General features: G+C 69.6%; 25 protein-coding genes. 10 read left to right on the top strand and 15 right to left on the bottom strand.

The window, feature by feature from the left end:
* Positions 1 to 16: 16 nt before the first annotated feature.
* The gene (locus AB5I40_RS34740) at positions 17 to 520 is read left to right on the top strand and encodes a GNAT family N-acetyltransferase (protein ID WP_370934403.1); all 504 of its coding nucleotides are present in this window, start codon (positions 17 to 19) and stop codon (positions 518 to 520) included.
* Here the strand turns inward: AB5I40_RS34740 and AB5I40_RS34735 are convergent.
* Positions 498 to 1103, bottom strand: coding sequence for an NADAR family protein (locus AB5I40_RS34735; protein ID WP_370934402.1), 606 nt, complete (start codon positions 1101 to 1103; stop codon positions 498 to 500). The two genes, AB5I40_RS34740 and AB5I40_RS34735, sit on opposite strands and share 23 nt — an antisense overlap.
* A 212-nt stretch (positions 1104 to 1315) precedes the next feature.
* On the opposite strand from AB5I40_RS34735, the gene AB5I40_RS34730 reads away from it, so the two are divergent.
* Positions 1316 to 1513 (top strand): hypothetical protein, encoded by a 198-nt coding sequence (locus AB5I40_RS34730; protein WP_037715481.1) that lies wholly within the window; start codon positions 1316 to 1318, stop codon positions 1511 to 1513.
* A gap of 279 nt (positions 1514 to 1792) precedes the next feature.
* On the top strand, positions 1793 to 2767 hold the full coding sequence (locus tag AB5I40_RS34725; protein WP_370934401.1) for an esterase-like activity of phytase family protein: 975 nt from the start codon (positions 1793 to 1795) through the stop codon (positions 2765 to 2767).
* A 57-nt stretch (positions 2768 to 2824) separates the two neighbouring features.
* Here AB5I40_RS34725 and AB5I40_RS34720 read toward each other — a convergent pair whose 3' ends face one another.
* From AB5I40_RS34720 to AB5I40_RS34710, 3 genes are all read right to left on the bottom strand, one after another.
* A complete protein-coding gene (locus AB5I40_RS34720) occupies positions 2825 to 4096 on the bottom strand; it encodes an aspartate aminotransferase family protein (protein ID WP_370934400.1) in 1272 nt (423 codons plus the stop codon).
* A 69-nt stretch (positions 4097 to 4165) separates the two neighbouring features.
* Positions 4166 to 4450, bottom strand: a complete 285-nt coding sequence (locus tag AB5I40_RS34715) for a hypothetical protein (RefSeq protein WP_370934399.1) — start codon at positions 4448 to 4450, stop codon at positions 4166 to 4168.
* A 14-nt stretch (positions 4451 to 4464) separates the two neighbouring features.
* Positions 4465 to 5793, bottom strand: a complete 1329-nt coding sequence (locus AB5I40_RS34710) for an MFS transporter (protein ID WP_370934398.1) — start codon at positions 5791 to 5793, stop codon at positions 4465 to 4467.
* 251 nt (positions 5794 to 6044) lie between these two features.
* Here AB5I40_RS34710 and AB5I40_RS34705 point away from each other — a divergent pair, with 251 nt between their 5' ends.
* On the top strand, positions 6045 to 6722 hold the full coding sequence (locus AB5I40_RS34705; RefSeq protein ID WP_370934397.1) for a GntR family transcriptional regulator: 678 nt from the start codon (positions 6045 to 6047) through the stop codon (positions 6720 to 6722).
* 2 nt (positions 6723 to 6724) lie between these two features.
* Here the strand turns inward: AB5I40_RS34705 and AB5I40_RS34700 are convergent, their stop codons facing one another.
* Genes AB5I40_RS34700 through AB5I40_RS34690 form a run of 3 tightly spaced genes read right to left on the bottom strand, consistent with a single transcriptional unit; the run spans position 6725 to position 8362 of the window.
* Entirely contained in the window at positions 6725 to 7153 is a 429-nt protein-coding gene (locus tag AB5I40_RS34700) for an EVE domain-containing protein (protein ID WP_370934396.1), read from the bottom strand.
* The gene (locus AB5I40_RS34695) at positions 7150 to 8001 is read right to left on the bottom strand and encodes an NAD(P)H-binding protein (RefSeq protein WP_370934395.1); all 852 of its coding nucleotides are present in this window, start codon (positions 7999 to 8001) and stop codon (positions 7150 to 7152) included. Before AB5I40_RS34695 ends, AB5I40_RS34700 begins: the two co-directional genes overlap by 4 nt.
* Positions 7994 to 8362: a VOC family protein gene (locus AB5I40_RS34690; RefSeq protein WP_370934394.1), complete on the bottom strand. Its 369-nt coding sequence runs from the start codon at positions 8360 to 8362 to the stop codon at positions 7994 to 7996. Before AB5I40_RS34690 ends, AB5I40_RS34695 begins: the two co-directional genes overlap by 8 nt.
* Before the next feature lie 63 nt (positions 8363 to 8425).
* Between AB5I40_RS34690 and AB5I40_RS34685 the strand changes: the two genes are divergently transcribed.
* Positions 8426 to 8872: a MarR family winged helix-turn-helix transcriptional regulator gene (locus AB5I40_RS34685; protein ID WP_370934393.1), complete on the top strand. Its 447-nt coding sequence runs from the start codon at positions 8426 to 8428 to the stop codon at positions 8870 to 8872.
* Here AB5I40_RS34685 and AB5I40_RS34680 read toward each other — a convergent pair.
* Positions 8869 to 10515, bottom strand: a complete 1647-nt coding sequence (locus AB5I40_RS34680) for a thiamine pyrophosphate-binding protein (RefSeq protein WP_370934392.1) — start codon at positions 10513 to 10515, stop codon at positions 8869 to 8871. The genes AB5I40_RS34685 and AB5I40_RS34680 overlap by 4 nt on opposite strands.
* Positions 10516 to 10709: 194 nt before the next feature.
* Between AB5I40_RS34680 and AB5I40_RS34675 the strand changes: the two genes are divergently transcribed.
* Together AB5I40_RS34675 and AB5I40_RS34670 are read left to right on the top strand one after the other, a co-directional pair.
* A complete protein-coding gene (locus AB5I40_RS34675; protein ID WP_370934391.1) occupies positions 10710 to 12080 on the top strand; it encodes a wax ester/triacylglycerol synthase family O-acyltransferase in 1371 nt (456 codons plus the stop codon).
* Between the two features lie 155 nt (positions 12081 to 12235).
* The gene (locus tag AB5I40_RS34670; protein WP_370934390.1) at positions 12236 to 13465 is read left to right on the top strand and encodes an MFS transporter; all 1230 of its coding nucleotides are present in this window, start codon (positions 12236 to 12238) and stop codon (positions 13463 to 13465) included.
* Here AB5I40_RS34670 and AB5I40_RS34665 read toward each other — a convergent pair.
* The 3 genes from AB5I40_RS34665 to AB5I40_RS34655 all read right to left on the bottom strand — a co-directional run bounded on the left by AB5I40_RS34665 (position 13422) and on the right by AB5I40_RS34655 (position 16280).
* Positions 13422 to 13907: a MaoC family dehydratase gene (locus AB5I40_RS34665; RefSeq protein ID WP_370934389.1), complete on the bottom strand. Its 486-nt coding sequence runs from the start codon at positions 13905 to 13907 to the stop codon at positions 13422 to 13424. The two genes, AB5I40_RS34670 and AB5I40_RS34665, sit on opposite strands and share 44 nt — an antisense overlap.
* Before the next feature lie 61 nt (positions 13908 to 13968).
* Positions 13969 to 15351, bottom strand: coding sequence for an amidase (locus AB5I40_RS34660; protein ID WP_370934388.1), 1383 nt, complete (start codon positions 15349 to 15351; stop codon positions 13969 to 13971).
* A complete protein-coding gene (locus AB5I40_RS34655; protein ID WP_370934387.1) occupies positions 15333 to 16280 on the bottom strand; it encodes a D-2-hydroxyacid dehydrogenase in 948 nt (315 codons plus the stop codon). The genes AB5I40_RS34660 and AB5I40_RS34655 overlap by 19 nt, the downstream gene beginning before the upstream one ends.
* A 162-nt stretch (positions 16281 to 16442) precedes the next feature.
* Here AB5I40_RS34655 and AB5I40_RS34650 point away from each other — a divergent pair, with 162 nt between their 5' ends.
* From AB5I40_RS34650 to AB5I40_RS34640, 3 genes are read left to right on the top strand one after another with little or no spacing between them, the layout of a single operon-like run.
* Positions 16443 to 17183 carry an Asp/Glu/hydantoin racemase gene (locus AB5I40_RS34650; protein ID WP_370934386.1) on the top strand — a complete coding sequence of 247 codons (741 nt, stop codon included), beginning with the start codon at positions 16443 to 16445 and terminating at the stop codon, positions 17181 to 17183.
* Between the two features lie 46 nt (positions 17184 to 17229).
* Complete coding sequence (locus AB5I40_RS34645; RefSeq protein ID WP_370934385.1) at positions 17230 to 17955, top strand: maleate cis-trans isomerase; 726 nt, start codon at positions 17230 to 17232, stop codon at positions 17953 to 17955.
* A 3-nt stretch (positions 17956 to 17958) separates the two neighbouring features.
* Entirely contained in the window at positions 17959 to 18645 is a 687-nt protein-coding gene (locus tag AB5I40_RS34640; RefSeq protein WP_370934384.1) for a GntR family transcriptional regulator, read from the top strand.
* 425 nt (positions 18646 to 19070) lie between these two features.
* Here AB5I40_RS34640 and AB5I40_RS34635 read toward each other — a convergent pair whose 3' ends face one another.
* The 4 genes from AB5I40_RS34635 to AB5I40_RS34620 all read right to left on the bottom strand — a co-directional run bounded on the left by AB5I40_RS34635 (position 19071) and on the right by AB5I40_RS34620 (position 22659).
* Complete coding sequence (locus tag AB5I40_RS34635; RefSeq protein WP_370934383.1) at positions 19071 to 19550, bottom strand: GNAT family N-acetyltransferase; 480 nt, start codon at positions 19548 to 19550, stop codon at positions 19071 to 19073.
* A 53-nt stretch (positions 19551 to 19603) separates the two neighbouring features.
* Positions 19604 to 20071: a DUF4262 domain-containing protein gene (locus AB5I40_RS34630; RefSeq protein ID WP_370934382.1), complete on the bottom strand. Its 468-nt coding sequence runs from the start codon at positions 20069 to 20071 to the stop codon at positions 19604 to 19606.
* Positions 20072 to 20143: 72 nt separating this feature from the next.
* Positions 20144 to 21199 (bottom strand): tartrate dehydrogenase, encoded by a 1056-nt coding sequence (locus AB5I40_RS34625; protein WP_370934381.1) that lies wholly within the window; start codon positions 21197 to 21199, stop codon positions 20144 to 20146.
* Positions 21196 to 22659 carry an NAD-dependent succinate-semialdehyde dehydrogenase gene (locus AB5I40_RS34620; protein WP_370934380.1) on the bottom strand — a complete coding sequence of 488 codons (1464 nt, stop codon included), beginning with the start codon at positions 22657 to 22659 and terminating at the stop codon, positions 21196 to 21198. Before AB5I40_RS34620 ends, AB5I40_RS34625 begins: the two co-directional genes overlap by 4 nt.
* Between the last annotated feature and the right edge of the window lie 38 nt (positions 22660 to 22697).

The following is a 22697-nucleotide window of genomic DNA, read 5'->3' as shown; positions in this document are numbered from 1 at the left end:
CCGTAAAATCGGGCCGGTGATCCGCCTCGCCGCTCCCGCCGACCTGTCTGTGCTGCCCGACCTCGAACGCGCCGCCGGAGAACCGTTCCGGGCCGTCGGCATGGCCGAGATCGCCGACGACGCACCGCCTTCGGCCGAGGACCTCGCGGTGTTCCAGTCGGCGGGCCGGTGCTGGGTCTGGGACGACGACGGGACGATCGCGGCGTACGTGCTCGCCGAGGAGGTCGACGGTTTCGGCCACGTGGAACAGGTTTCGCTGCTGCCGAGCCACGCGCGCCGCGGCTTGGGACGGGCGCTGATCGAGACGGTCGGCGCGTGGGCCGCGGAACGCGGGCTGTCCGGGCTGACGCTGACTACGTTCGCGGACGTGCCGTGGAACGCGCCTTACTACGAGCGGCTCGGGTTCCGGGTGCTGGCCGAAGAAGAGCAGGGCCCGGCGCTGCGGGAGATCCGGCGGACGGAGATCGCGCGGGGGCTGGACCGGTGGCCGCGGGTGGCTATGGTGCGGTCTTCCTTGTAGCACAAGCGGTTTCGGCCGCCCCGGCCGATTCCGCCAGGAGCGTCCTGGCCTGCGTCAGTGCGAAGCCCAACAGGTTCAGCCCGCGCCATCGGGCGGGGTTCTCCGCGTCCGGATCGTCCGCGGTCAGCCCGATGCCCCACACCCGGTCAAGCGGGCTCGCCTCCACCAGCACCCGCTTCCTCGTGCTCAGCAGAAAGCGAAGCAACTCCGGGTGCTGCCCGAACTTGGCGACGCTGCCGGCGAGCACGATCTCGCCGCGGCGGACGTCCCATTGATCCTGGTCGAAGCCCACGACGCCGCGTCCGAGCTCCTTGGCCTGGCGCGGATGCCGGGCTTCCAGGATCTTCCCGGCAGTCGTTTCGTCGCCGAACAGCAAGGCCTTCCGCCACATCATGTAGTGCTCGGCCGTGGCGAACGTCCGGTCGGCCAGCGTGAAGGGCGCCGGCCACCACTGGCTCAGACAGCCCCGTCCGGCGCTTCCGTCGCTCTCCGGCCGGTGTCCCCAGAAGAACAGGAATTTGACTCGCTGCCCGTGGCGCATCCGGTCGGCCAGTTCGGCGACATCCCGCGGGTTCTCCTCCATGAGACGGCAGTCTTGCAGCGGCGAGCCCGGTCCAGGAACTGATTTCGGCCGCCGGCCCGAAGCCATGACTGCCAGGGTCGCTCGGGAGGGGGACCTGGATTGCCCCGCGAATCGAACACGTGTTCTACTGGTCGGGCCGGCCCCGGAGGGGGAAGCTCCGCGGGCCGGCACCCAGGCAGAACCCGTCCCCTCGATCGATCCCAGGAGGCAGTGTGGCGGTCAAGATCACCCACCTCGCCAGTGGTCAGCAGGTCCGCTTCGCGAACGCGGACGGCGCTCGCCGCTATGCCGAAATCATGGGCGGCGGCGTCGACAAATGGCGCTTCACGATCGTTCCCGGGGACAGCGGGGCTCCCGGCATGCCGGCGGCGGTCGTCAACGTGCCGGTGTGGCGGACCGTCGCGCGATGACCGGTTCTTGTTGACGTCCGCGGTGATCGGCGCGGCACGAGCCCGCCGTGCCGATCACCGGGACAACGTCACCCGCTGTTTGTTGCCTACTGGCCACGCCTTGTGCTCCACTGTCGATCACCCACTGCTGTAAGTCCCGCGACGCGGGACCGCCGCTTGTCAGCAGCGACCACCTCGGCACGGCCCTGCACCCGTGCCAAGACGGACAGAAGGAGCGGCTCCTTGCTTGCGCACCAGCGTGGAACACATCGGCGTGGAAAAATCCGGGGCACTGTCGCGTTGTCGGTCCTCGCGCTCGCGGTCGGGGCCGGTGCGGCCCACGCGGCGCCGGCGGCCGCCCCGAAAGCCACCGCGTGGCCCGGCGGGTCGAAGGTGGCCATCGCCGACGACTCCGGGGTTTTCGGCAAGAACCTCAGCGGCGTGTCGTACGAATCGCCCACCGTGCTGTGGGCGGTGAAGAACGGTCCGAGCACCCTGTACCGGCTCGTCCAGGACGGCGGCAAATGGCGGCCCGACACCGCCGACGGCTGGGCCAAGGGCAAGCAGATGCACTACTCCGACGGCAGCGGCGACCCGGACGCCGAAGGGGTCGTCTTCACCCCGGACGGCGTCTTCACCTCCACCGAGCGCGACAACGACGACGGCGACACGAGCAAGCCCGCCGTGCTCCGGTACGCGACCTCCGGGTCGGGCACCTCGCTGAAGGCGACCGGGGAGTGGGACCTCACCTCGGACCTGCCGTCGGTCGACCCGAACAAGGGTCTCGAAGCCATCGCCTGGGTGCCGGACTCGGCGCTCACCGCGCACAAATTCCGGGACGAGCACACGAAAGCCGCCTACAACCCGGCGAGCTACCCGAACCACGGGACCGGCCTGTACTTCGTCGGGCTCGAAGCCAACGGGAAGGTCTACGCGTACGCGCTCGACCAGTCCGGCACCAAGTACACCCGCGTCGCCACCATCGACAGCGGCTTCCCGGCGGTGATGGACCTCGAGTACGAGCCGTCGACCGGCCACCTGTGGGCCGAGTGCGACAACACGTGCAAGGGCCGCACCACCACGCTCGACGTCAACTCCAACGGAGCGTTCGCGGTCACCGCGCAGTACGACCGCCCGTCCGGGATGTCGAACTACAACAACGAGGGTTTCGCGATCTCGCCGACCTGCGCGAACGGGAGCAAGCAGGTCGTGTGGTCCGACGACGACAACGACGACAACCACGCGCTGCGCACCGGAACGCTCGCCTGTAAGTAGTCCTATGTAGACAGACGACTGCGGCGGCACCGGAAACTCGGCGCCGCCGCAGTGTCGTCAGTTCTTCAGCAACCGGTCCAACGCCCGCGGAACCGCCGCCGCCAGCAGATCCAGCTCAGCCTCCTCGGCGACCAGCGGCGGCGACACCGCCATCCCCTTGCCGAGCGAGCGCACGATCACGCCTTCCTCCAGCAGGAACTTGTGCAACCGGCCGGGCGCGCCCGGGTCCGCCGACAGCAGGTCGGGCGCGAGTTCCACCGCGGCCAGGAATCCCAGCCCGGCCCGGACTTCCGCCACCGCGGGATGGCCGACCGCGCCGGAAAGCGCGTCCGCGAGCGGCTTCTCCAGCGCCTTGCCGCGCGGGATGATGTCGTCGCGTTCGTAGATGTCCAGCGTCGCGTTGGCCGCCGCGCAGGCGACCGGGTGTCCGGCGTAAGTCGCGCCGTGGCGCAGGATCGGCGCGCCCGGGCGGCCGGTGAAGAACGGCTCCGCCACGTGCGGCGCGACCAGCAGGACGCCCAGCGGGATCGTCCCGCTCGTCACGCCTTTCGCCGTGGTCACCAGATCCGGCTGCACCGACCAGCGGTCGATGCCGTACCAAGTGCCAAGCCGGCCCCACGCGCAGATGACACAGTCCGCGACGAACAGCACCTCGTGCTTGCGGCAGATCGCCGCCACTTCCTCGATGTAACCGTCCGGCGGCAGCAGCACGCCGCCCGCGCCGATGACCGGTTCGCAGAAGAACGCGGCCACTCGCTCCGGCCCCACGCGGAGGATTTCCTCCTCCAGCGCCGCCGCGTTGTCATACGGCACCTGCGAAAAGTCCGCGGCCGGCGGTCCCCAGCCTTCCGCGTTCACCGGGATCCCGGCCGCGGCGGTGCCGAATCCGTGCGTGCCGTGGTAGCCCTGGGTCCGGCTGATGATGTGGGTCTTGTCCGGACGTCCGGTGTGGACGAAGTAGGTCCGCGCGATCTTCACCGCGGTGTCCACCATGTCGCCGCCGCCCGAGCCGAGGAACACCTTCGACCCCGGCACCGGAGCCAGCTCGGACAGCCGCGACGCCAGCTTCAACGCAGGCTCGTTCGCGACGCCGCCGAACAGGTTGTACGCGTCCAGCTTCTCGAGCTGCTCGGCGACCGCGCGGGTGATCTCGGGACGGCCGTGGCCGAGGTTCGAGTACCACAGCGAAGCGGAGGCGTCGAAGTAACGACGGCCCGCGTCGTCCCAGACATAGGACCCCTCGCCGCGGGTCACCACGAACCGGTTCCCGTCGACCGCGCCCATGTCCGCGAACGGGTGCCACAGCGGGTTCGGCTGCTGGTCCGGCATTGCTCCTCCTCGGGGTCGGCTCAACCGGCCGGCGCCGCGGGGAGCGGCGACCGGCCGCCGCCGCCCTTTCTACCCGCCCGGCCGGGGATCGGCGAACCGCGACCCCTCGACGCGCGCCATCGCGGAACTCCGCAGTCCGGCGTCCCGATGGCTCCGATGGCGCTGTCCCCGGCCGGGCAGACCAGGCGCCGGCCGCCGCGCCGGGCGGCGGCACGCCAGCTCGCCCTTGTACAGCTCGGCGGCGCGGACCAGATCGGCGTAAGCCTCGACGTGGATCCGGTTGATCGCGTCGTGCGCGTCCCGGGCGGCCGCGTCGAGCCACGCGCAGTAGTCGCTTCGGGTCTGGGTCCGCATCGCGCGCCCCCTGCTCAGACGTTTTCGACGGTAGTTGCCTGTGCGTTCGCGGGCGCGGAACTCAGTGACACGCCCTTCCGGTCCTTGACGAAGAAGCTGGTGACCAGGCCGATCACGGTCATCACGGCGAGGTAGCCGGCGACCGCGTAGACCGTTCCGGTGCGGGTCTGCAGTGATTCGGCGATGGTCGGCGCGAACGCCCCGCCGAGCACCGCGCCGATCGCGTACGAGATCGCCGCGCCGCTGTAGCGGACCGTCGTCGGGTACATCTCCGAGTACAGCGCCGATTGCGGGCCGTAGGTGAACCCGAGCCCGACCGAGAACAGGAACAGCGCCACCAGAAGCAGTCCGACGTTGGCCGTGTTGATCAGCGCGAAGAACGGGAACATCCACACCAGCTGGATGACGAACCCGATCTGGTAAGTGCGGACGCGGCCGATCCGGTCCGCGAGCCAGCCGCCGAGCAGCGTGCTCACCAGCCAGGCGACCGCGGACAGCATCACCGCGATCAGCACTGTCGAACGGCCGAGGTGCAGGGTCTTGGTCGCGTACGACTGCACGTATCCGCCGGTGGTCATGTAGCCGACGGCGTTGTTGGCCGCGAACAGCAGCGCGCCCGCGATCACCAGCTTCCAGTGGTGCCGGAACAGCTGCACCAGCGGCATGCTCGACCGCGCCTTCTTCTCACGGACCTCCTCGAACACCGGGCTTTCCGCGACCCGCGACCGGATCATCAGCCCGGCGACGATCAGCACCACGCTCAGCAGGAACGGGATCCGCCAGCCCCACGCGAGGAACTGCTCCGGCGACGTCAGCGCGGTGACCAGCGCGAGCACGCCGTTGGCCAGCAGCAGCCCGATCGGCACGCCGATCTGCGGGAACGCGCCGTACAGCCCGCGCCGGTCGGCGGGCGCGTGCTCGACCGCGAGCAGGGCCGCGCCGCCCCATTCGCCGCCTGCCGAAAGGCCCTGCACGATGCGCAGCAGCACCAGGATGATCGGCGCCCACACGCCGATCGACGCGGTGTTCGGCACCAGGCCGATCAGCACCGTCGAGATCCCCATCAGCAGCAAGGTGAGGATCAGCATCGCGCGCCTGCCGAGGCGGTCGCCGAGATGCCCGGCGATGATCGCGCCGACCGGGCGGAAGAAGAAGCTGATGCCGACCGTCGCGAAGGACACGATCAGCGCGTCCTTGCCGAGCACCGCGAAATACTGTGTCGCGAAGACCAGTCCGGCGCAGATCGCGTAGATGAAGAAGTCGAACCACTCGATAGTCGTGCCGACCATGGCCGCCAAGACGACGCGACGGTGCTCTCTGCTGATCCCGGTCGTGCGCGGCATCGCGCCTCCCCTGCTGCTGACGGTGCTTCAGGCCGTGGCAGATCGTATATAATCAGTCGCCGCTCCGACAAGGCTCAATGAGGTAACTGAACAGGCTTTTTGCCCAGATGGACCAGCCGAGGCCCCCGGCACGCGTTCTCTCGGACGGCGCATCGTCTGGATTGAATGTATATTATTTAGCGCGGCGAACGGACCGGTTACCGTGGCCTGGACACCCCGCCCCGGCGGGCTGTGAAGGGGAGGCGACAGGGATGTCCACAACACACGAGGCGGCCGGCGGGCTCAGCAAGAGCCAGCACACGTACCAAGTTCTCAAGTCCCGCATCACCGCGGGCGCGTACCCGGCAGGCCATCGGCTGGTCCTCGGTTCGCTGGCCAAGGAATTCGACGTGAGCACGGTCCCGGTGCGGGAAGCGGTGCGGCTGCTGCAGGCCGAGGGGCTGGTGCACTTCGAGCGCAACGTCGGCGCGACAGTCGCGGCGATCGATCCGGTCGGCTACGAGCACACGATGCAGATGCTCGCGATCGTCGAAAGCGCGGCCACCGCGCTCGCCGCACCGCACCTGACCGCCGACGACCTCGCCGAGGCGGGCGAACTCAACGACCGGATGCGCGCCGGTCTCGACCAGCTCGAACCGGTCGAGTTCACCCGGCTCAACCACGAGTTCCACGAGGTCCTCTACACCCGCTGCCCCAACCCGAGCCTGGTCGACCTGGTCAAGAAGGGCTGGTCCCAGCTCGCCGGGATCCGCGATTCGACGTTCTCGTTCGTCCCCGCCCGCGCGCTCGCCTCGGTCGCCGAACACGACCAGCTGCTCGATCTCATCCGTGCCGGTTCCGGCCCCGAATGGATAGAGCACTGCGCGCGGGCGCACCGGTCAGCGACGCTGGACGCGTTCCTCAGCTGGGAAGCGGACTCGCACAGCTGACCTCACGCGGTCATGCGCGCGAGGATCGTCGCGAAATCCTGCTGCGGAATGGAAAACAAGCCACGGCGGAACGGCAACCCCCAATGCGCGGGATCGGTGACGAACGACAGCTGGTCGACTAGCGGCTTCGCGTCCACGCGCTGGCAAGCGTGGAAGGAAGCCGCGAGCCGCCATGGCTGGAAATCGTCGCTCACGTAAGCCTGGTAAGGCTTTTCGCCGGTGATGGTGGCCCACGCGGTGAATTGCCGGACGGGTGTGCCGCCCTGCAAACTCGTGCGCGGCGAGTAGAAAATCATCTCGTCGCCCGGACTCGGCTGGCGAAGGCGTTTGCCCGCACCGTGATCCGCTTGCGTGAAGCCGCCCTCGGCGGCCGCTTCGACGTGGTCCAGGGTGACGGTGTTGATCCAGAATCGCTGACCGGCCGGGATCACTTCGCGGTCAGCCCTTCGACGAGGCCGGTCGTCGGCCGGCCCAGGAGCCGGGAAAGATCGTCGCCGACCCGCGCGAAAATCCCGGCGGCGATGGTTTCGTCGAGACTGACCAGGAAGCCGGCGAGCTCGTCGTCCATTCCCGTTTTGCGGAGCATTGCCCGCAATTCCTCGGGCGCGACCGGTCGGTAAACGACCTCTCGCTCCAGCACGACGGACATCGCTTCGGCAATGTCGGCGTAGGTGAAGTCCGTGTCGCCGGAGAGGTCGTACGTGACATTGTCGTGGCCATCGGTGGTGACCACGACGGCCAATGCCTCGGCCAGATCCTTCCGGCTGGCTGCCGCGACGACGGCGTCACCGGTCGCCGCGGCGAGCACGCCGGTGAAGCGAGGACCGGCCAGCGACTGGACATAGTTCTCGATGTACCAGGTGTTCCGCAGAATCGTGTACGTCAGGCCGGAAGCGGCGAGGGCCTTCTCGGTCGCCCGGTGGTCCGCGTTGATCTCGAACCGGTCGTCGTCGGCGCGGACTCCGCTGGTGTAGTAGAGGTGGCGGGCGTTCTTCGCGGCTTCGATGACCGACTCGTGCTGAGCAAGGCGATTCTCGTCACGTCCCGAGATCAGCACGATGTCCGAGTGCCGCGAGACCAGTTCCGCGACGGCGGCCGAATCCGACAGATCAACCGCTGTGGCACGGAACCCAGCGGAAGCGAGTTCCGCAAGGCGCGCCTGGTTCCGCCCTGCCGCGGTGATCGTTTCGGGACTCACGCCCCGCGACACCAGCGCGTCCAGGACGTGCTGGCCGAGTGCTCCGGTAGCCCCGAAAACCAGGGTGTTCGCGTCAGCCACGGTCGTGGAGGGTGACGTGGTAGCCGTCGGGGTCGGCGAAGGTGAACGTCCGGCCGAAGGGACCGTCGATCGGCGCGGAGACGATCGGGTGCCCGTCGGCGACTAGCGCGTCGTGGATGGCCTGGACGTCGGTGGCGAGCAGCCAGATCGCGGCGCCGATGCCGGGACGGGCGGCGGAGGCGAGATCGGTGCCGGGAACGACGTCGCGGAGGGCGAACGCGATCGGCTTCGTCTCGAAGACGACGGCGTGCGGAGGACCGGCGGGCGAGCGGACGAGGCCGAGGTAGCGCTCGTAGAACGCCTGTGAAACGTCCAGGTCGCGTGCCTGGAGCGAGAGGAAATCGGGGCCGATGGCGGGCAAGGTGCTGCTCCTTTTCTTCGTGTCAGGTACCTGACACGAGCCACTGTATGTCAGAATCCTGACATGAGTCAAGCCGACGGAGTGAACCTGGACAAGTCACTGGGCTACCTGCTGAAAGAAACCTCGAGCGCACTGCGCGCGGCGATGGAGGAGGTGCTGCGCCCGCTCGGGATGACGGTGACGCACTACTCCTGCCTCGAACTGCTGTCGCAACGACCGGGCCTGTCGAACTCCGAGCTCGCCCGCGGCACGTTCGTGACCCGGCAGTCGATGAATGTGCTGCTCCAAGCCCTGGAGCGAGACGGCTACGTGACCAGGCCCGCGGAAGCGCCCGTCGGAAAGGCGCTTCCGGCCCGGCTCACGCCGCGCGGACGGCGGAGTCTGGAGAAGGCGAGCGCCGCGGTCCGGTCCGTCGAGGTCAGGATGCTGGAAGGACTGACCGAGACCGAACAGTCAGATGCGTTCCGGATCCTGCGGAGCATGGTCCGGTCGCTGCGAGGCGATGCCTAGCCGCGCGGTTTCCGGTACCACCGCGGCGAAGTGTTCAGCGGCGGCTTGAGCTTCGCGCGGACCACCAGCACGTTCGGCTCGTCCGATTCCACGAATTCGCTCAGCAGCCGGCGAAACGCGCGGCCGAAGCCGGACACCCGGTCCGCGTGCACGCCGAACGAACGGGCCAGCCCGACGAAATCCGGGCTGTCCCAGTCGACTCCGCGGTGCGGCAGGCCCTCCTGATCCTGGTCGAAGCGCAGCATGCCGTAGCCGCCGTCGTCGACGACCACGACCGTCACCGGCAGCTGTTCCTCGGCGAGCGTCGCCAAATCCCCTACCGCGTAAAGGAAACCGCCGTCGCCGGTGACGCACAGGACGCGCCCGCCGCCGGTCGCCTCGGCCGCCGCACCCGCGCCGAGCGACGCCGGGAAGCCGTAACCGAGCGTGCCCCAGCCCATCGGGTACGCCAGCCGCCGCGGTGCACGGACCCGGTGGAAGCCGCCGATCCAGTATCCGGCGACGCACATGTCCGTGACGATCGTCCCGTCCGCCGGGAGCACTTCCTCCAAAGTGGACAGAAAGTCGGCGGCCTGCGGTTCCTCGTCGCGGATGCGCCTGCGCACCCGGCGGCCGATCCCCGCCAGCCGCGCGGTCAATTCGTCCAGGCCGGGGCGGGTTTCCGGGTGCAGGGATTCGACGACGCGGCGAGCGTCGCCGACCAGGGTGACGTCCGGCCGGTAGTTCTTCGCCGCGTCGCCCGCGTCGACATTGATCGCGATCAGCTTCGGCGGCGCGGGCATCTGCCAGTTCTGCGTCATCAGGCCGTCGAAGTCGGTGCCGATCGCGAGCACCACGTCGGCCTCGTCCCACAGCTGCCCGACCTCCGGCGCGTGCACCGGATTCGGTGCCAGGCAAGGATGATCGAGCGGAAGCAGGCCGCGCGCGCCGAACGTGGTGAGCACCGGCGCGGCCAGCCGCTGCGCGAGATTCCCGATCGCTTCCCCGGCTTCGGAGCGCAACGCGCCGCCGCCAGCCCAGATCAGCGGGCGGCGCGCGGACGCCAGCAATTCCGCCGCGCGAGGCAGGTCCGGCAAGTCGAGCACGCGTTCGGCGGGCGGCGCGGGCGGTTCGCGCGGCGGGGTGGTTTCGCGGAGGAAATCGGTCGGAATGCCCAAATACACCGGGCCGCTTTGCGGCATCAGCGCGAGCCGGGCGGCGCGGTGCAGCGTCGTGCCGATCTGATCCGCGCGGTGCACGGTGAACCCGGCCTTGGTGACCGGCGCGAACATCGCCTGCTGATCGGAAGTTTCGTGCAGCACCCCGCGCACGACACCCGGACGGCGCAGCGTCGACGGGATGTCCGTGGCGATCACGAGCACCGGGGCCGCGGACGCCATCGCTTCGCCGACCGCGCCGAGCGTGTTCGCCGCACCGGGGCCGGTGGTCACGAGCGCGACGCCGAGTTTTCCCGTCCTGCGGGCATAACCGTCGGCGGCGTATCCCGCGGTCTGTTCGTGCCGGACGTTGACGAGCCGGATCCCGGTGCCGGTCAACGCCTCCCACAGCGGCAGGTTGTGGACTCCCGGCAGGCCGAACACCACCTCGGTCCCGAGAGCCGTGAGCGCGTCCCCCAGCTGCTGAGCTCCAGTCCGTCCTGCCACGCCAGCGATGGTATCCGCCCCCGGTAAGCAGCTGCAGACACGTCACCGGACAGGGTTTGTCAGGGTCTGCGGCCTGCCGCGCCGCCCCGTTGTCCCCCACCTGGCCGCGAGATCTGAGACACCGCCTTTTTCGTGCGTACACTCCGGGGGCCGGGGACGCCGAGGTCCCCACGGCGGCGGAAAGGGGTGTCCGAATGCCGTTGATGCCGGTAACCGACTCGATGTTCCTGATGGTCGAGACCCGCGAGCACCCGATGCACGTAGGCGGGCTTCAGCTGTTCCGCAAGCCCGAGGGCGCGGGCGAGGACTATCTGCGCGACCTCCGCCGGAACCTGCTGGAATCGGACAACATGCGCAGCGTGTTCCGGATGCGGCCGAGCCGTCCGGTGAACACCGTCGGGCACGTGCGCTGGTCCCGCGACACCGATCTGGAGCTCGACTACCACTTCCGGCATTCCGCGCTGCCGCAGCCGGGCCGGATCCGCGAACTGCTCGAGCTCACCTCGCGCTGGCACAGCACGCTGCTCGACCGGCACCGGCCGCTGTGGGAAACGCACCTCATCGAAGGACTGCGCGACGGCCGGTTCGCGGTGTATTCGAAGATCCACCACGCGCTCATGGACGGCGTTTCGGCGCTGCGGCACCTGCAGGGAACACTGTCGGACGACCCCGCCGACCTGGACTGCCCGCCGCCGTGGGGTGCGCGCGAGAAGCCCGCCACGAACCACAACGGCCGCGCCCCGGCGTCGCCGTTCGCCCTGGTGGGCAAGACGTTCGAGCAGGTCGCGGGTATCGCACCGGCTGCGGCGAAAGTGGCCCGCGAGGCGTTCCGCGAGCACCGGCTCACGCTGCCGATGCAGGCGCCGAAGACGATGCTGAACGTGCCGATCGGCGGCGCGCGCCGGTTCGCCGCGCAGTCCTGGCCGCTCGACCGGGTGCGCGAGGTCGCGACCGCCGCGGGCGTGTCCCGCAACGACGTCGTGCTCGCCATGTGCTCCGGCGCGCTGCGCGATTACCTGATCGAACAGAGCGCGCTGCCGGACGCGCCGCTGGTCGCGATGGTCCCGGTGTCGCTGCGCCGCCGCGACACCGGCGACGCGACCGGCAACAACATCGGCGCGCTGCTGTGCAACCTGGCCACCGACCTGACCGATCCGGCGCAGCGGCTGGCCGCGATCTCCGAGTCGATGTCGAACGGCAAGAAGCTGTTCTCGCAGCTGTCGCCGCTGCAGACGCTGCTGCTGTCCGGGATCAACGTGGCCCAGCTGGGCGCGTCGCCGATCCCCGGCGTCGTCGGCAACACGCGGCCGCCGTTTAACCTGGTGATCTCGAACGTCCCGGGCCCGCGCAAGCAGATGTACTGGAACGGCGCGGCGCTCGACGGCATCTACCCGGCGTCGGTGCTGCTCGACGGACAAGCCTTGAACATCACGCTGACCAGCAACGGGGACAACCTCGACTTCGGTGTTACCGGGTGCCGACGCAGCGTGCCGCACCTGCAGCGGATCCTGACGCACCTGGATACGGCGCTCGCCGAGCTGGAATTCGCGACGCGGGTGAAGTAGGCGGTCGCTGGACAGCGGCGGTTCGTGAGGGGAACCCTCAGGGAATCTGATTCCCTCAGGGTCCTCCTCACGAACCTTCCTCCGCATGAGCCGGACCCGACATCGCCGCTCTCAGCTGCGGGTTATTCGGTTGACAGCTGCGGGAGGCTCGGCCGGTGAGCCTCCTGGAGCCGTTGCGGCACCGCAGTTTCCGTGCCCTCGCCGCCGGGCGGACGCTCGGCACCTTCGGCAATGCGGTCGCTCCGGTCGCGCTCGCGTTCGCGGTGCTCGACCGCACCGGGTCGGCGGTCGATCTCGGGCTCGTCGTCGGGGCCCGGTCGCTGGCGAACATCCTGCTGCTGCTCTTCGGCGGCGTGCTCGCGGACCGGCTGCCGCGTGCGGTGATCCTGCAGGGCACCGAGATCGCGGCCGGGCTCAGCCAGGCGCTGATCGCCGCGAGTGTCCTTTGTGGATTCAGCTCGGTCCCGTTCCTGATCTCGCTGAGCGTGGTCAACGGGGCGGTCGCGGCGATGTCGCTGCCCGCCTCGGCGGCGATCACCCCGCAGACGGTGCCGCGAGACCTGCTGGCTCCGGCGAACGCGTTGCTGCGGCTGCTGGTCAACGGCGGGCGGATCGCCGGAGCCGGGGTCGCCGGAATCGCGGTGGCGGCGGCCGGATCCGGATGGGCGCTGGCGGTGAACGCGCTGTTGTTCTTCGCCGCCGCGCTCGCCTACCACGCCGTCCGGCTGCCGCGCACCGATCGGATTTCGGGCGCACGGCCGATCGCCGATCTGGTCGCCGGGTGGCACGAGTTCCGGTCCCGCGCCTGGGTGTGGGTGGTGGTGGCGCAGTTCGCCTTCGTCAACGCCGCCGGGCTCGGCACACTCGTCGTCATCGGGCCGGTCGTCGCGGACGAGACGTTCGGGCGGTCCGGATGGGGACTGGCGCTGGCGTTGCAGACGGCGGGCGCGCTCGTCGGCGGGATCGTCGCCGCGCATTGGCGGCCGCGGCAGGCGTTGTTCGTCGGCGTGGCACTGGTGGCGATGGACGCGCTGCCGGTGCTGACGCTCGGCTGGTGGCCGTCGCTCGTCCCGCTGCTGATCGCGATGCTGCTGGCCGGGCTGGCGATGGAGCAGTTCAGCGTCGCGTGGGACGTTTCGCTGCAGGAACACATCCCGCCCGACAAGCTCGCCCGCGTGTACTCCTACGACATGCTGGGTTCGCTCGCCGCGATGCCGCTCGGGCAGATCGCGGCGGGCCCCCTCGTGCAGCACTTCGGCCGCGAGCCGGTGCTCGTCGCGTGCGGGGTGCTGATCCTGGTTTCGACCGGGCTCGCGCTGTGCAGCCGCCAGATCCGGCAACTCACGAACCGGACCGCGGAGCCGGTCGCACCGACAGGAAGTTGACCGCGCTCGCGCTGAACACCAGCTCGTCGTCGCCGTTGAACAGTTCCATCCGGGTGCGCACGAGGCCGCGATCGGGCTTCGACTTCGACAGCCGCGCCTCGGTGACGGTCGCCCGCATCCGCAGCCGGTCCCCCGGCCGCACCGGACGCGGCCAGCGCAGTTCGTCGACGCCGGGGCTGCCGAGGCTCGCGACCGACGACAGGTAGTGGTCGGCGAACATCCGCATCATCAGGCTCGAAGTGTGCCAGCCGCTCGCGATCAGCCCGCCGAACGGGCCCTCCTTCGCGGCGACCGGATCGACGTGGAAGCTCTGCGGGTCGTACTTCGCGGCGAACTCGATGATCTCCGCTTCGGTGACGGTCGTGTCGCCGAACTCGTACACCGATCCCTCGGGGTAGTCCTCGAACCAGCGGTCGTCGATGGGCGCGGTGAACTCGGTCATGCGCGACAGCCTGCCACAGCTTCTCGCGCCGAAAACGTGACCTGTGCCTGCCCCGCGAGCGTCACGGCGCGGCCCAGGGCCGGACCTCCTCCAGCAGTTTCGCCACCGCCAGCACCAAGTCGTCCGAATGCCGGGGGCCGACGATCTGCAGGCCCACCGGAAGACCCGATTCGGTGCGCCCGGCCGGGACGCTGATCGCGGGCTGCTGCGTCATGTTGAACGGGTAGGTGAACGGCGTCCACTCCGGCCATTCGCTCATCCCGCTGCCCGGCGGCACGTCGTGGCCCGCCTCGAACGGCGGGATCGGGACGGTCGGCGTGAGCAGCACGTCGTAGCGGGTGTGGAACTCGCCCATCAGGATCCCGAGCGCGGCGCGTTCCGCGGTGGCGTCGAGGTAGTCGCCCGCGGAGTAGGTGTGGCCCCGTTCCCACACGCGGCGCAGGCCAGGGTCGACCCGCAGCTCGCTGCCCGGCGGGAACGCGTCGAGCGACTTCGCCGCGCCCGCCGACCACAGCACGTCGAAGGCGTCCTTCGGGTCGGCGAATCCGGGATCGGCCTGCTCGACCTGCAGCCCGGCGTCGGCGAGCGACTGCACCGCCGACTGGACGATCGCGGCGATTTCCGGGTCCACGTCGACGAAACCGAGCGCCGGCGAGTACGCCGCGATCAGCCCGCGCACATCGCGCCGCACCGCCTCGCGGTACGCGCTGATCGGCGGCGCGAGCCCGGTCGGGTCGCGGTGGTCCGGCAGCGCGAGGACGTCCAGCAGCAGCGCCGTGTCGTCCACGCAGCGCGCCATCGGCCCGGCGTGCGCGAGCGGGCCGAACGGGCTCGCCGGGAACAGCGGGATCCGGCCGTGGGTCGGTTTCATGCCGACGATCCCGCAGAACGACGCGGGAATCCGCACCGAACCGCCGCCGTCGGTGCCAACGGACAGCTCGCCCATCGCCGCCGCGACCGCGGCCGCGCTGCCGCCGCTGGACCCGCCCGCCGTCATCCGCGGGTTCACCGGATTGCGCGTGATGCCGGCGAGCGCGCTGTCGGTGACGCCCTTCCACGCGATCTCCGGCGTGGTCGTCTTGCCCAGCACGACGAGACCCGCCTCGCGCATCCGCGCCATCACCGGGCTGTCGACCTCCCACGGCTGGTCCACCGGGATGCTCGTGGAACCGCGCAGCGTCGGCCAGCCCTGGGTGAGGAAGATGTCCTTGATCGACGCCGGGACGCCGTCGAGCGCGCCGATCGGATTCCCGTCGCGCCAGCGGGCCTCGGCCGCCTTCGCCTGGTCGAGCGCGCGATCGGCGTCGACGAGGCAGTAGGCGTTGATCTCGCCGTCGCGGTCCTCGATGTTCTGCAGGGCGCTCTTCGTCGCCTCGACCGGCGACAGTTCGCCGGTGGCGTAGGCGGCGACGAGTTCGCTGGCGGTCAATTCCCGGTCGCCCATCCGGCGCCTCCCTGCGATTCGGACGGCACGTAGCCGAGCCGTTTGTCCACGACGTTCCACAGCGGTTCCCCGGCGACCCAGCGCCGGAAGTTCCCCGCGAACACCTCGACCAGCGTCCGCCGCCAGCCGATGAAGTCGCCCGACATGTGCGGGGACAGCAGGACGTCCGGCATGGTCCACAATGGACTCTCGGCGGGCAGCGGCTCGGTTTCGAAGACGTCGAGCGCGGCCCCGGCGATCTCCCCCGCCTGCAGGGCCGCGATCAGATCGGACGTGACCACCAGTTCGCCGCGGCCGACGTTCACGAACCGCGCGGACGGTTTCATCGCGGCGAACGCGGCGGCGTCGAACATGCCCTTGGTCTGATCGGTGAGCGGCGCGACCGCGACGACGTAGTCGAACTCGGGCAAATACCGCGTCAGGTCGGCGGATTCGCGCACGACGCCGAAATCCGGATCCCCGACCCGGGCCCGCCGGCCCGCCCCGGACACGCGCATCCCGGCCGCCCGCAGCATCCGCGCGATGGCCCTTCCGATCGGCCCGGTGCCGACCACCAGCACCTCCCGCCCGGCGATCCGCTCGGTCTCGCGGTGCTTCCACGTACCGGCGCGCTGTAGGTCGAGCGAGCGCGCGAAGTCCTTGGCGAACGACAGCACGACACCCAGCACGTACTCCGCGATGGCGTCGTCGAACACCCCGCGCGAGTTCGTGAGCACGACGTCGCTCTCGCGCAGCCCCGGGAACAGCACCGGGTCGACGCCGGCGCTCGCGATGTGCAGCCACTGCAACCGGTCCGCGGCGGACCAGGCCCCCGGAACCGCACCGGAAAGGAAATCGTAGACAAAAAGCGCGTCGGCTCCGGACAGCGCACCGGCGAGCCCGCGCTCGTCGGTGTAACGAACTACCGCCGCGTCTTCGATAGCGGCCATGTCCGGTGGTTGGTCTGCCCCGCAGAGCACTGCCAGTACGGGGGTCTCCGGGGCGATCACGATTGACACGGTAAAAGTGGCTCGTATGATTGTCAACAATCCGAGGACCACCCCCGGAGCACCGGACGGGCATCCGCACAGGCGTATTCCGGAGGCTGAACCTTGGATCTGGACTTCCTCGCGTTCGAGGGCCCGCTAGCCCAGCGCGGCATCGGCGTGATCGCGCCGTTCGACCTCGCGCTCGAGCGCGAACTGTGGCGCTGGGTGCCGATGGAGGTGTCGCTGCACCTCGCCCGCACCCCGTACGAACCGGTCCCGGTGAGCATGGAAATGGCCCAGCTGGTGAGCGACAGCCGACACCTCGCCACGGCCACGCGCGACGTGCTGCACGTGGAGCCCGAGGTGGTCGCGTACCTGTGCACCTCCGGCAGCTTCGTGAACGGCATCGACTACGAACGCTCCCTCACCAAGGCGATCTGCGACGCGGGCGCGCCGGACGCGGTCACCACCTCCGGCGCCCTCGTCGAGGTGCTGCACCAGCTCGACCTGCACCGGGTCTCGGTGCTCACGCCGTACGACGCCGACCTCACCGGCAAACTCCACGACTTCCTCGCCGAGGTCGGCGTGGACACCGTGTCCAGCGACCACCTCGGGCTGGGCGGCGGCATCTGGAAGGTCAGCTACCGCACCATCGCCGAGCGGATCCTGGCCGCGGACCACCGCGACGCCGAGGCGATTTTCGTCAGCTGCACCAACCTCCCCACGTTCGACCTGATCGAACCGCTGGAGAAGGCGCTCGGCAAACCCGTGCTGACCGCCAACCAGCTGACCATGTGGGCCTGCCTGCGCCGGATGCACTTGCCCGTCGTGGGTCCCGGCCAGTGGCTGCGGGAGGTGTCTTGACCCGTCCCGCTAATATTGTCGACAATTTGCGCATCCCGGAGGTTTCGTGACCACGATCGGCTTCATCTACCCCGACCACGCGGCCGAGGACGACTACCCGCTCGCGGAACAGCTTCTCGGCGGCTCCGACGGCGACATCAGCCTGCCGGTCGCGCACATCTACGGCACCGACCTGCACGCGGTGCCGGAGCTGCTCGACCTCGGCAGCGAAGCCCGGCTCGCCGAAGGCGCCCGGCTGCTCGCGAAACACCAGCCGGAAGCGGTGGTGTGGGCTTGCACGTCCGGCAGCTTCGTGTACGGCTGGGACGGCGCGCGCAACCAGGCCGACCAGCTCGCCGCGGTTGCCGGGGTCCCGGCTTCGAGCACGTCGTTCGCCTTCGTGCACGCGGCGAAAGCCCTTGGCGTACAACGGGTCGCGGTAGCCGCGAGCTACCCCGACGACGTCGCGCGGCTGTTCGTGGACTTCCTCGCCGCGGGCGGCGTCGAGGTGCTCTCGATGTCGAGCGCCGACATCGACACCGCCGCCGAGGTCGGCCAGCTCGCGCCCGAGGCCGTGATCGATCTGGCGGTAAGCCACGACCACCCGGACGCCGACGCGGTTCTGGTGCCCGACACCGCGATGCGCACGCTCGGCGAGATCACCGCGATCGAGGAGAAGCTCGGCAAACCGGTGCTGACCGCCAACCAGGTGACCATCTGGGAAGGCCTGCGCCTGACCGGCTCGACCCGGTTGGTGCGTTCGCTGGGCGCGTTGTTCCGGACGAGGGGCTGACCCGTGGTCGCACTGCCTGACATAGAACCGGTGAGCCGGGAATCGACCGCCGCGGTGATCGCGCGCCAGCTGCGCGACGCGATCATGACCGGCGCGCTCCCGCCGGGCACCCAGCTCGGCGAAACCGACCTGGCCGCCCGCTTCCAGGTCTCGCGCGGCCCGCTGCGGGAGGCGATGCAGCACCTCGTGTCCGAGGGCCTGCTGCGCAGCGAACGCCACCGGGGCCTGTTCGTGATCGACCTCGAACCGGCGGACGTGTTCGACATTTATCTCGCCCGTTCCGCGGTGGAGAGAGCCGCGCTGCTGTGCGCCTTCCGCGGCGACCGCGAGGCAGTGGCCGCGCTGCTGGAGCAGAACGTCGCCGATATGGCTGCCGCCGCCGACGATCCGGCCGCGTTGTCCGAGGCGGACCTCCGGTTTCACGAGGCGCTGATCAACGCCTCCGGCAGCAAACGGCTGATGCGGATGGCCCGGACGTTGCTGATCGAGACGCGGATGTGCCTGACGTTGCTGCAGAGCACGTATCAGGGCGTGGAGGATCGGCTGGAGGAGCACACGCGGATCATCGAAGCCCTGCGCTCGGGCGACGAGGAGACGGCGCTGCACCTGCTGGACGCGCACATGGAGGACGCGATCAGCCGGTTGCTTCCGGGGCGGAGTTTGAAGGACGGGGTCGCGGCGGCTGGGTGACCGGGGCTTGATCGCCGCGCCATCGAGCTGCGCCGCCATCCTCCGCGCGGGAATCGCCGCTGCGGCACGGGCCGCGCGCCGACGTCTGCCGAGGGAGACGAGAGACGACCACTCGGCTCCCGCATCGCTCAGCAGCAACACAAGCAGCCTCCCAGCCCGGGCCGCGCACCGACATCTGCCGAGGGAAGCGAGAACCGACCGCTTGGCTCCCGCACCGCTGAGCACCGACGCAACCAGCCTCCCGGCCCGGGCCGCGCGCCGACGTCTGCCGAGGACGGCAAGAGACGACCACTCGGCTCCCGCATCGCTCAGCAGCAACACAAGCAGCCTCCCAGCCCGGGCCGCGCACCGACGTCTGCCGAGGGCGAAGCAGGCGGTTCGCTGCGTCCGCATCCGGGTGTCCCGGAACGTGCCGCTTGAACAGCTCAGGTCGTGATCCAGTACCTCCGCACCGGTCCGTGCTCGGTCTGGCGTACCTCCTCCAGCACCCCGCCCGCGCGTTCGATCGTCTTGGCGGACGCCAGGTTCTCCCCCTCGCACACCAAGAGCACCCGAGACAATTCCCGGGCCTCGAGCAGCATCTGGCGCAGCGCCCAGGAAGCCAGACCGCGGCCACGCGCCGACGGGCGGATGCCGAAGCCGATGTGCCCGGCCCACGACACGTACTCCGCTGGGCCGGAGCGCAGGGCGATTCCGCCGAGCACCGCCCCGTCCTCGACTAGCCAGCGGTACCGGGCGCGGTCCTGTGTCAAAGAATCCACCCAGGCGGCGAAGCCAGCGGGAGAATCGACCTCGTCCGACGCCGACAGGCCGAAGCCGTCCTCGTGCAGGCCTGGACCCCATTCGGCGTGTGCTTCCAGCCACGGGCGATGCAATCGGACGGTGGGGGCCAGAAGTTCGGGCATGCTTCGATTCTACCGGGCGAAAGCGCGAAAAAGCCTGGCGCAGCAAGAGAAACTCAGGCATTACGCACCCCCAGCACGGGCTGTCCGCCAAGGCCGAGGTTGTAGTGCGGCGACCACGGAAACCGGCCCGTCGGATCGGCGTAGACCAGCTGCATGGCTTCGATTCCGGTGCCATAGCAGCAAACCGCGATATGCAGGTGCGTCGCGGGGGCGCTGAGCTTCACTACTTCCAGCCTGGGCAGCCGGGGCAGCAGCCACTGTTCGCCAGGCTCCGGCGGGCCGGTATGCAGGATCTGCTCGGCTCCGGCGTTGAGCACGTACCCCGCTTCGTGCAACGACAATCCGGTGACTGCCAGTTCCGGCAGGCCTTGCGCGGTCAGGCCCGCGGTGTACGCCCAGGGCGGCCGGGCACCTGGCCCCTGCACGCCCTGGACGCACCATCCGTATTCCCTGATCCGGTCCAGCACCTCGATCAGGTACTGCTCCTCGGATCTTTCCGGCTCCTCGCACATCTGGCACATCGGTGCCCTCCTCCCCTCGTGGACCCGTCGACCGGGTCAGGGAAGAGTGAACCTCGCGGCACCGACGAAAAATCAGCGGAGCGAATCAGCCACCGCGGCGCCGAGCGAAGTTGTGGTAGCGGTTCCGCCGAGGTCGGGGGTGAGCGTTTCGCCCGCGGTCAGCACCTCGTCGACCGAGGCGCGGATCGCTTGTGCGGCAACGGTTTCCCCGAGATGCTCGAGCAGCATCGCCCCGGCGAGGATCTGGGCGACCGGGTTCGCGATGCCCTGTCCGGCGATGTCCGGAGCACTGCCGTGGACCGCCTCGAACATCGACGGAAAGTCACCTGATGGGTTGATGTTTCCGGACGGCGCCATGCCCAGTCCGCCGGTGATCGCGGCCGCCAGGTCGCTCAAAATGTCGCCGAACAGGTTCGACGCCACCACCACGTCGAGCCGGTCCGGAGCCTGCACCATCCGCGCGGCCAGAGCGTCCACATGGCACTGTTCCGCGCGGACATCGGGATACTGCGCGGCGACCTCGGCGAAAATCTCGTCCCAGTAAGGCATCGAGTGGATCAGCCCGTTGGACTTGGTCGCCGACGTGACGTGCCGCGAACGCGTGCGCGCGAGTTCGAAGGCGTACCGGATGATCCGTTCCACCCCGACCCGCGTGAACACCGATTCCTGCAGCACGAACTCGTCCGGCCGCCCGGGGTTGTGCCGTCCGCCGATTTCCGAGTACTCGCCCTCGGAATTCTCCCGGACGATCACCATTTCCAGCTCGTCGGCCTTCCGCCCGGCCAGCACCGAGGACGTCCCCGGCAGCAGCCGGACCGGCCGCAGGTTGACGTACTGCTGGAACGCCCGCCGCAACGGGATCAGCAGGCCCCACAACGAAACGTGGTCCGCCACGCCAGGGAAGCCGACCGCGCCGAGCAGGATGCCGTCGAAGCCCGACAGCTGCGCGACCCCGTCTTCGGGCATCATCGCGCCGGTCTTCGCGTACCGTTCGCAGCTCCAGTCGAATTCGGTCCACTCCAACGAGAAGCTGTACTTCGCCGCGGCCGCGTCGAGAACCCGGCGCGCTTCGATCGTGACGTCGACCCCGATTCCGTCGCCCGGGATGCTCGCAATCCGGTGTGTCACAGGCTCACCGCGATGTACTTGGTCTCCAGGAACTCGTCGATGCCGACCGTGCCGCCCTCGCGGCCGAGACCGGACTGCTTGACGCCGCCGAACGGAGCCGCCGGGTTGGACACGATGCCCTGGTTGAGGCCGATCATCCCGGCCTCCAAGCGTTCCGAGACCCGCAGCGCGCGCTTCAGATCGCTGGTGAACAGGTAGGACACGAGGCCGAATTCGGTGTCGTTGGCCTTCTCGACCGCCTCGTCCTCGGTGTCGAACGGCGTGATCGGCGCGACCGGGCCGAAGATCTCCTCGCTGGCCAGCCGAGCGTCCACCGGAACGTCGGTGAGCACGGTCGCCGGGTAGAAGTGCCCCGGACCGTCGACTCGCGAGCCGCCGGTGAGCACGCGCGCGCCCTTGTCCGTGGCGTCCTTGACCAGCTCGGTCACCTTCTTCACCGCAGCCTCGTCGATGAGCGGACCGACCACGACGCCCTCGTCGGTGCCGCGGCCCATCGGCAGCGCCTGCATCCGCTCGGTGAGCTTGCGGGAGAACTCCTCGGCCACACCGCGCTGCACGTAGAACCGGTTGGCCGCGGTGCACGCCTCGCCGATGTTGCGCATCTTGGCCTGCATCGCACCCTCGACCGCGGCGTCCAGGTCCGCGTCGTCGAACACGACGAACGGCGCGTTGCCGCCCAGCTCCATCGACGTGCGCAGCACCTTCTCCGCGCACTGCTCCAGCAGCTTGCGCCCGACCCCGGTCGAACCGGTGAAGGACAGCTTGCGCGCGCGTCCGTCGCGGATCAGCGGCTCCATCACCCCGCCCGCGTCCTTGGTGGTGACGACGTTCAGCACGCCCTCGGGCAACCCGGCGTCGGCGAGGATCTGGGTGAGCGCGAGCATCGACAGCGGCGTCTGCGCGGCTGGCTTGATCACCATCGTGCAGCCCGCGGCGACGGCCGGGCCGATCTTGCGCGTGCCCATCGCCATCGGGAAGTTCCACGGCGTGATGAGCAGCGTCGGACCCACCGGCTGGCGCGTGATCAGGAACCGGCCCGAGCCGTTCGGGGCCACCGCGTAGCCGCCGTCGATCCGCACCGCCTCCTCGGCGAACCAGCGGAAGAACTCGGCGGCGTAAGTGATTTCGCCGGCGGCCTCGGCCAGCGGCTTGCCCATCTCCAGCGTCATCAGCAGCGCCAGCTCGTCGCGGCGCTCGATGAGCTTGTCGTACGCGCGGCGCAGGATCTCGCCGCGCTCCCGGGGCGCCACCGCCGCCCAGCCGGACTGTGCCGCGACCGCCGCGTCGAGCGCCGCGAGACCGTCTTCCGGCCCGGCGTCCGCGACCTGGCACAGGACCTCTCCGGTGGAGGGATCCTGCACGTCGAAGGTCTTCCCGCTGCGCGCGGCGACCCACTTGCCGCCGATGAAGAGTTCCTTGCCGACCGCGCCGACGACGCCGTTCTCGGTGATCCCGCTCATCCAGCTCGCTCCTGTTCCTGTTGTCCCGAACTCATGCT

Source organism: Amycolatopsis sp. cg13 (assembly GCF_041346965.1).
GTDB lineage: Bacteria > Actinomycetota > Actinomycetes > Mycobacteriales > Pseudonocardiaceae > Amycolatopsis.
Note: the sequence above shows the minus strand (reverse complement) of the source record. Positions and strands in the feature narration are given on the sequence as shown.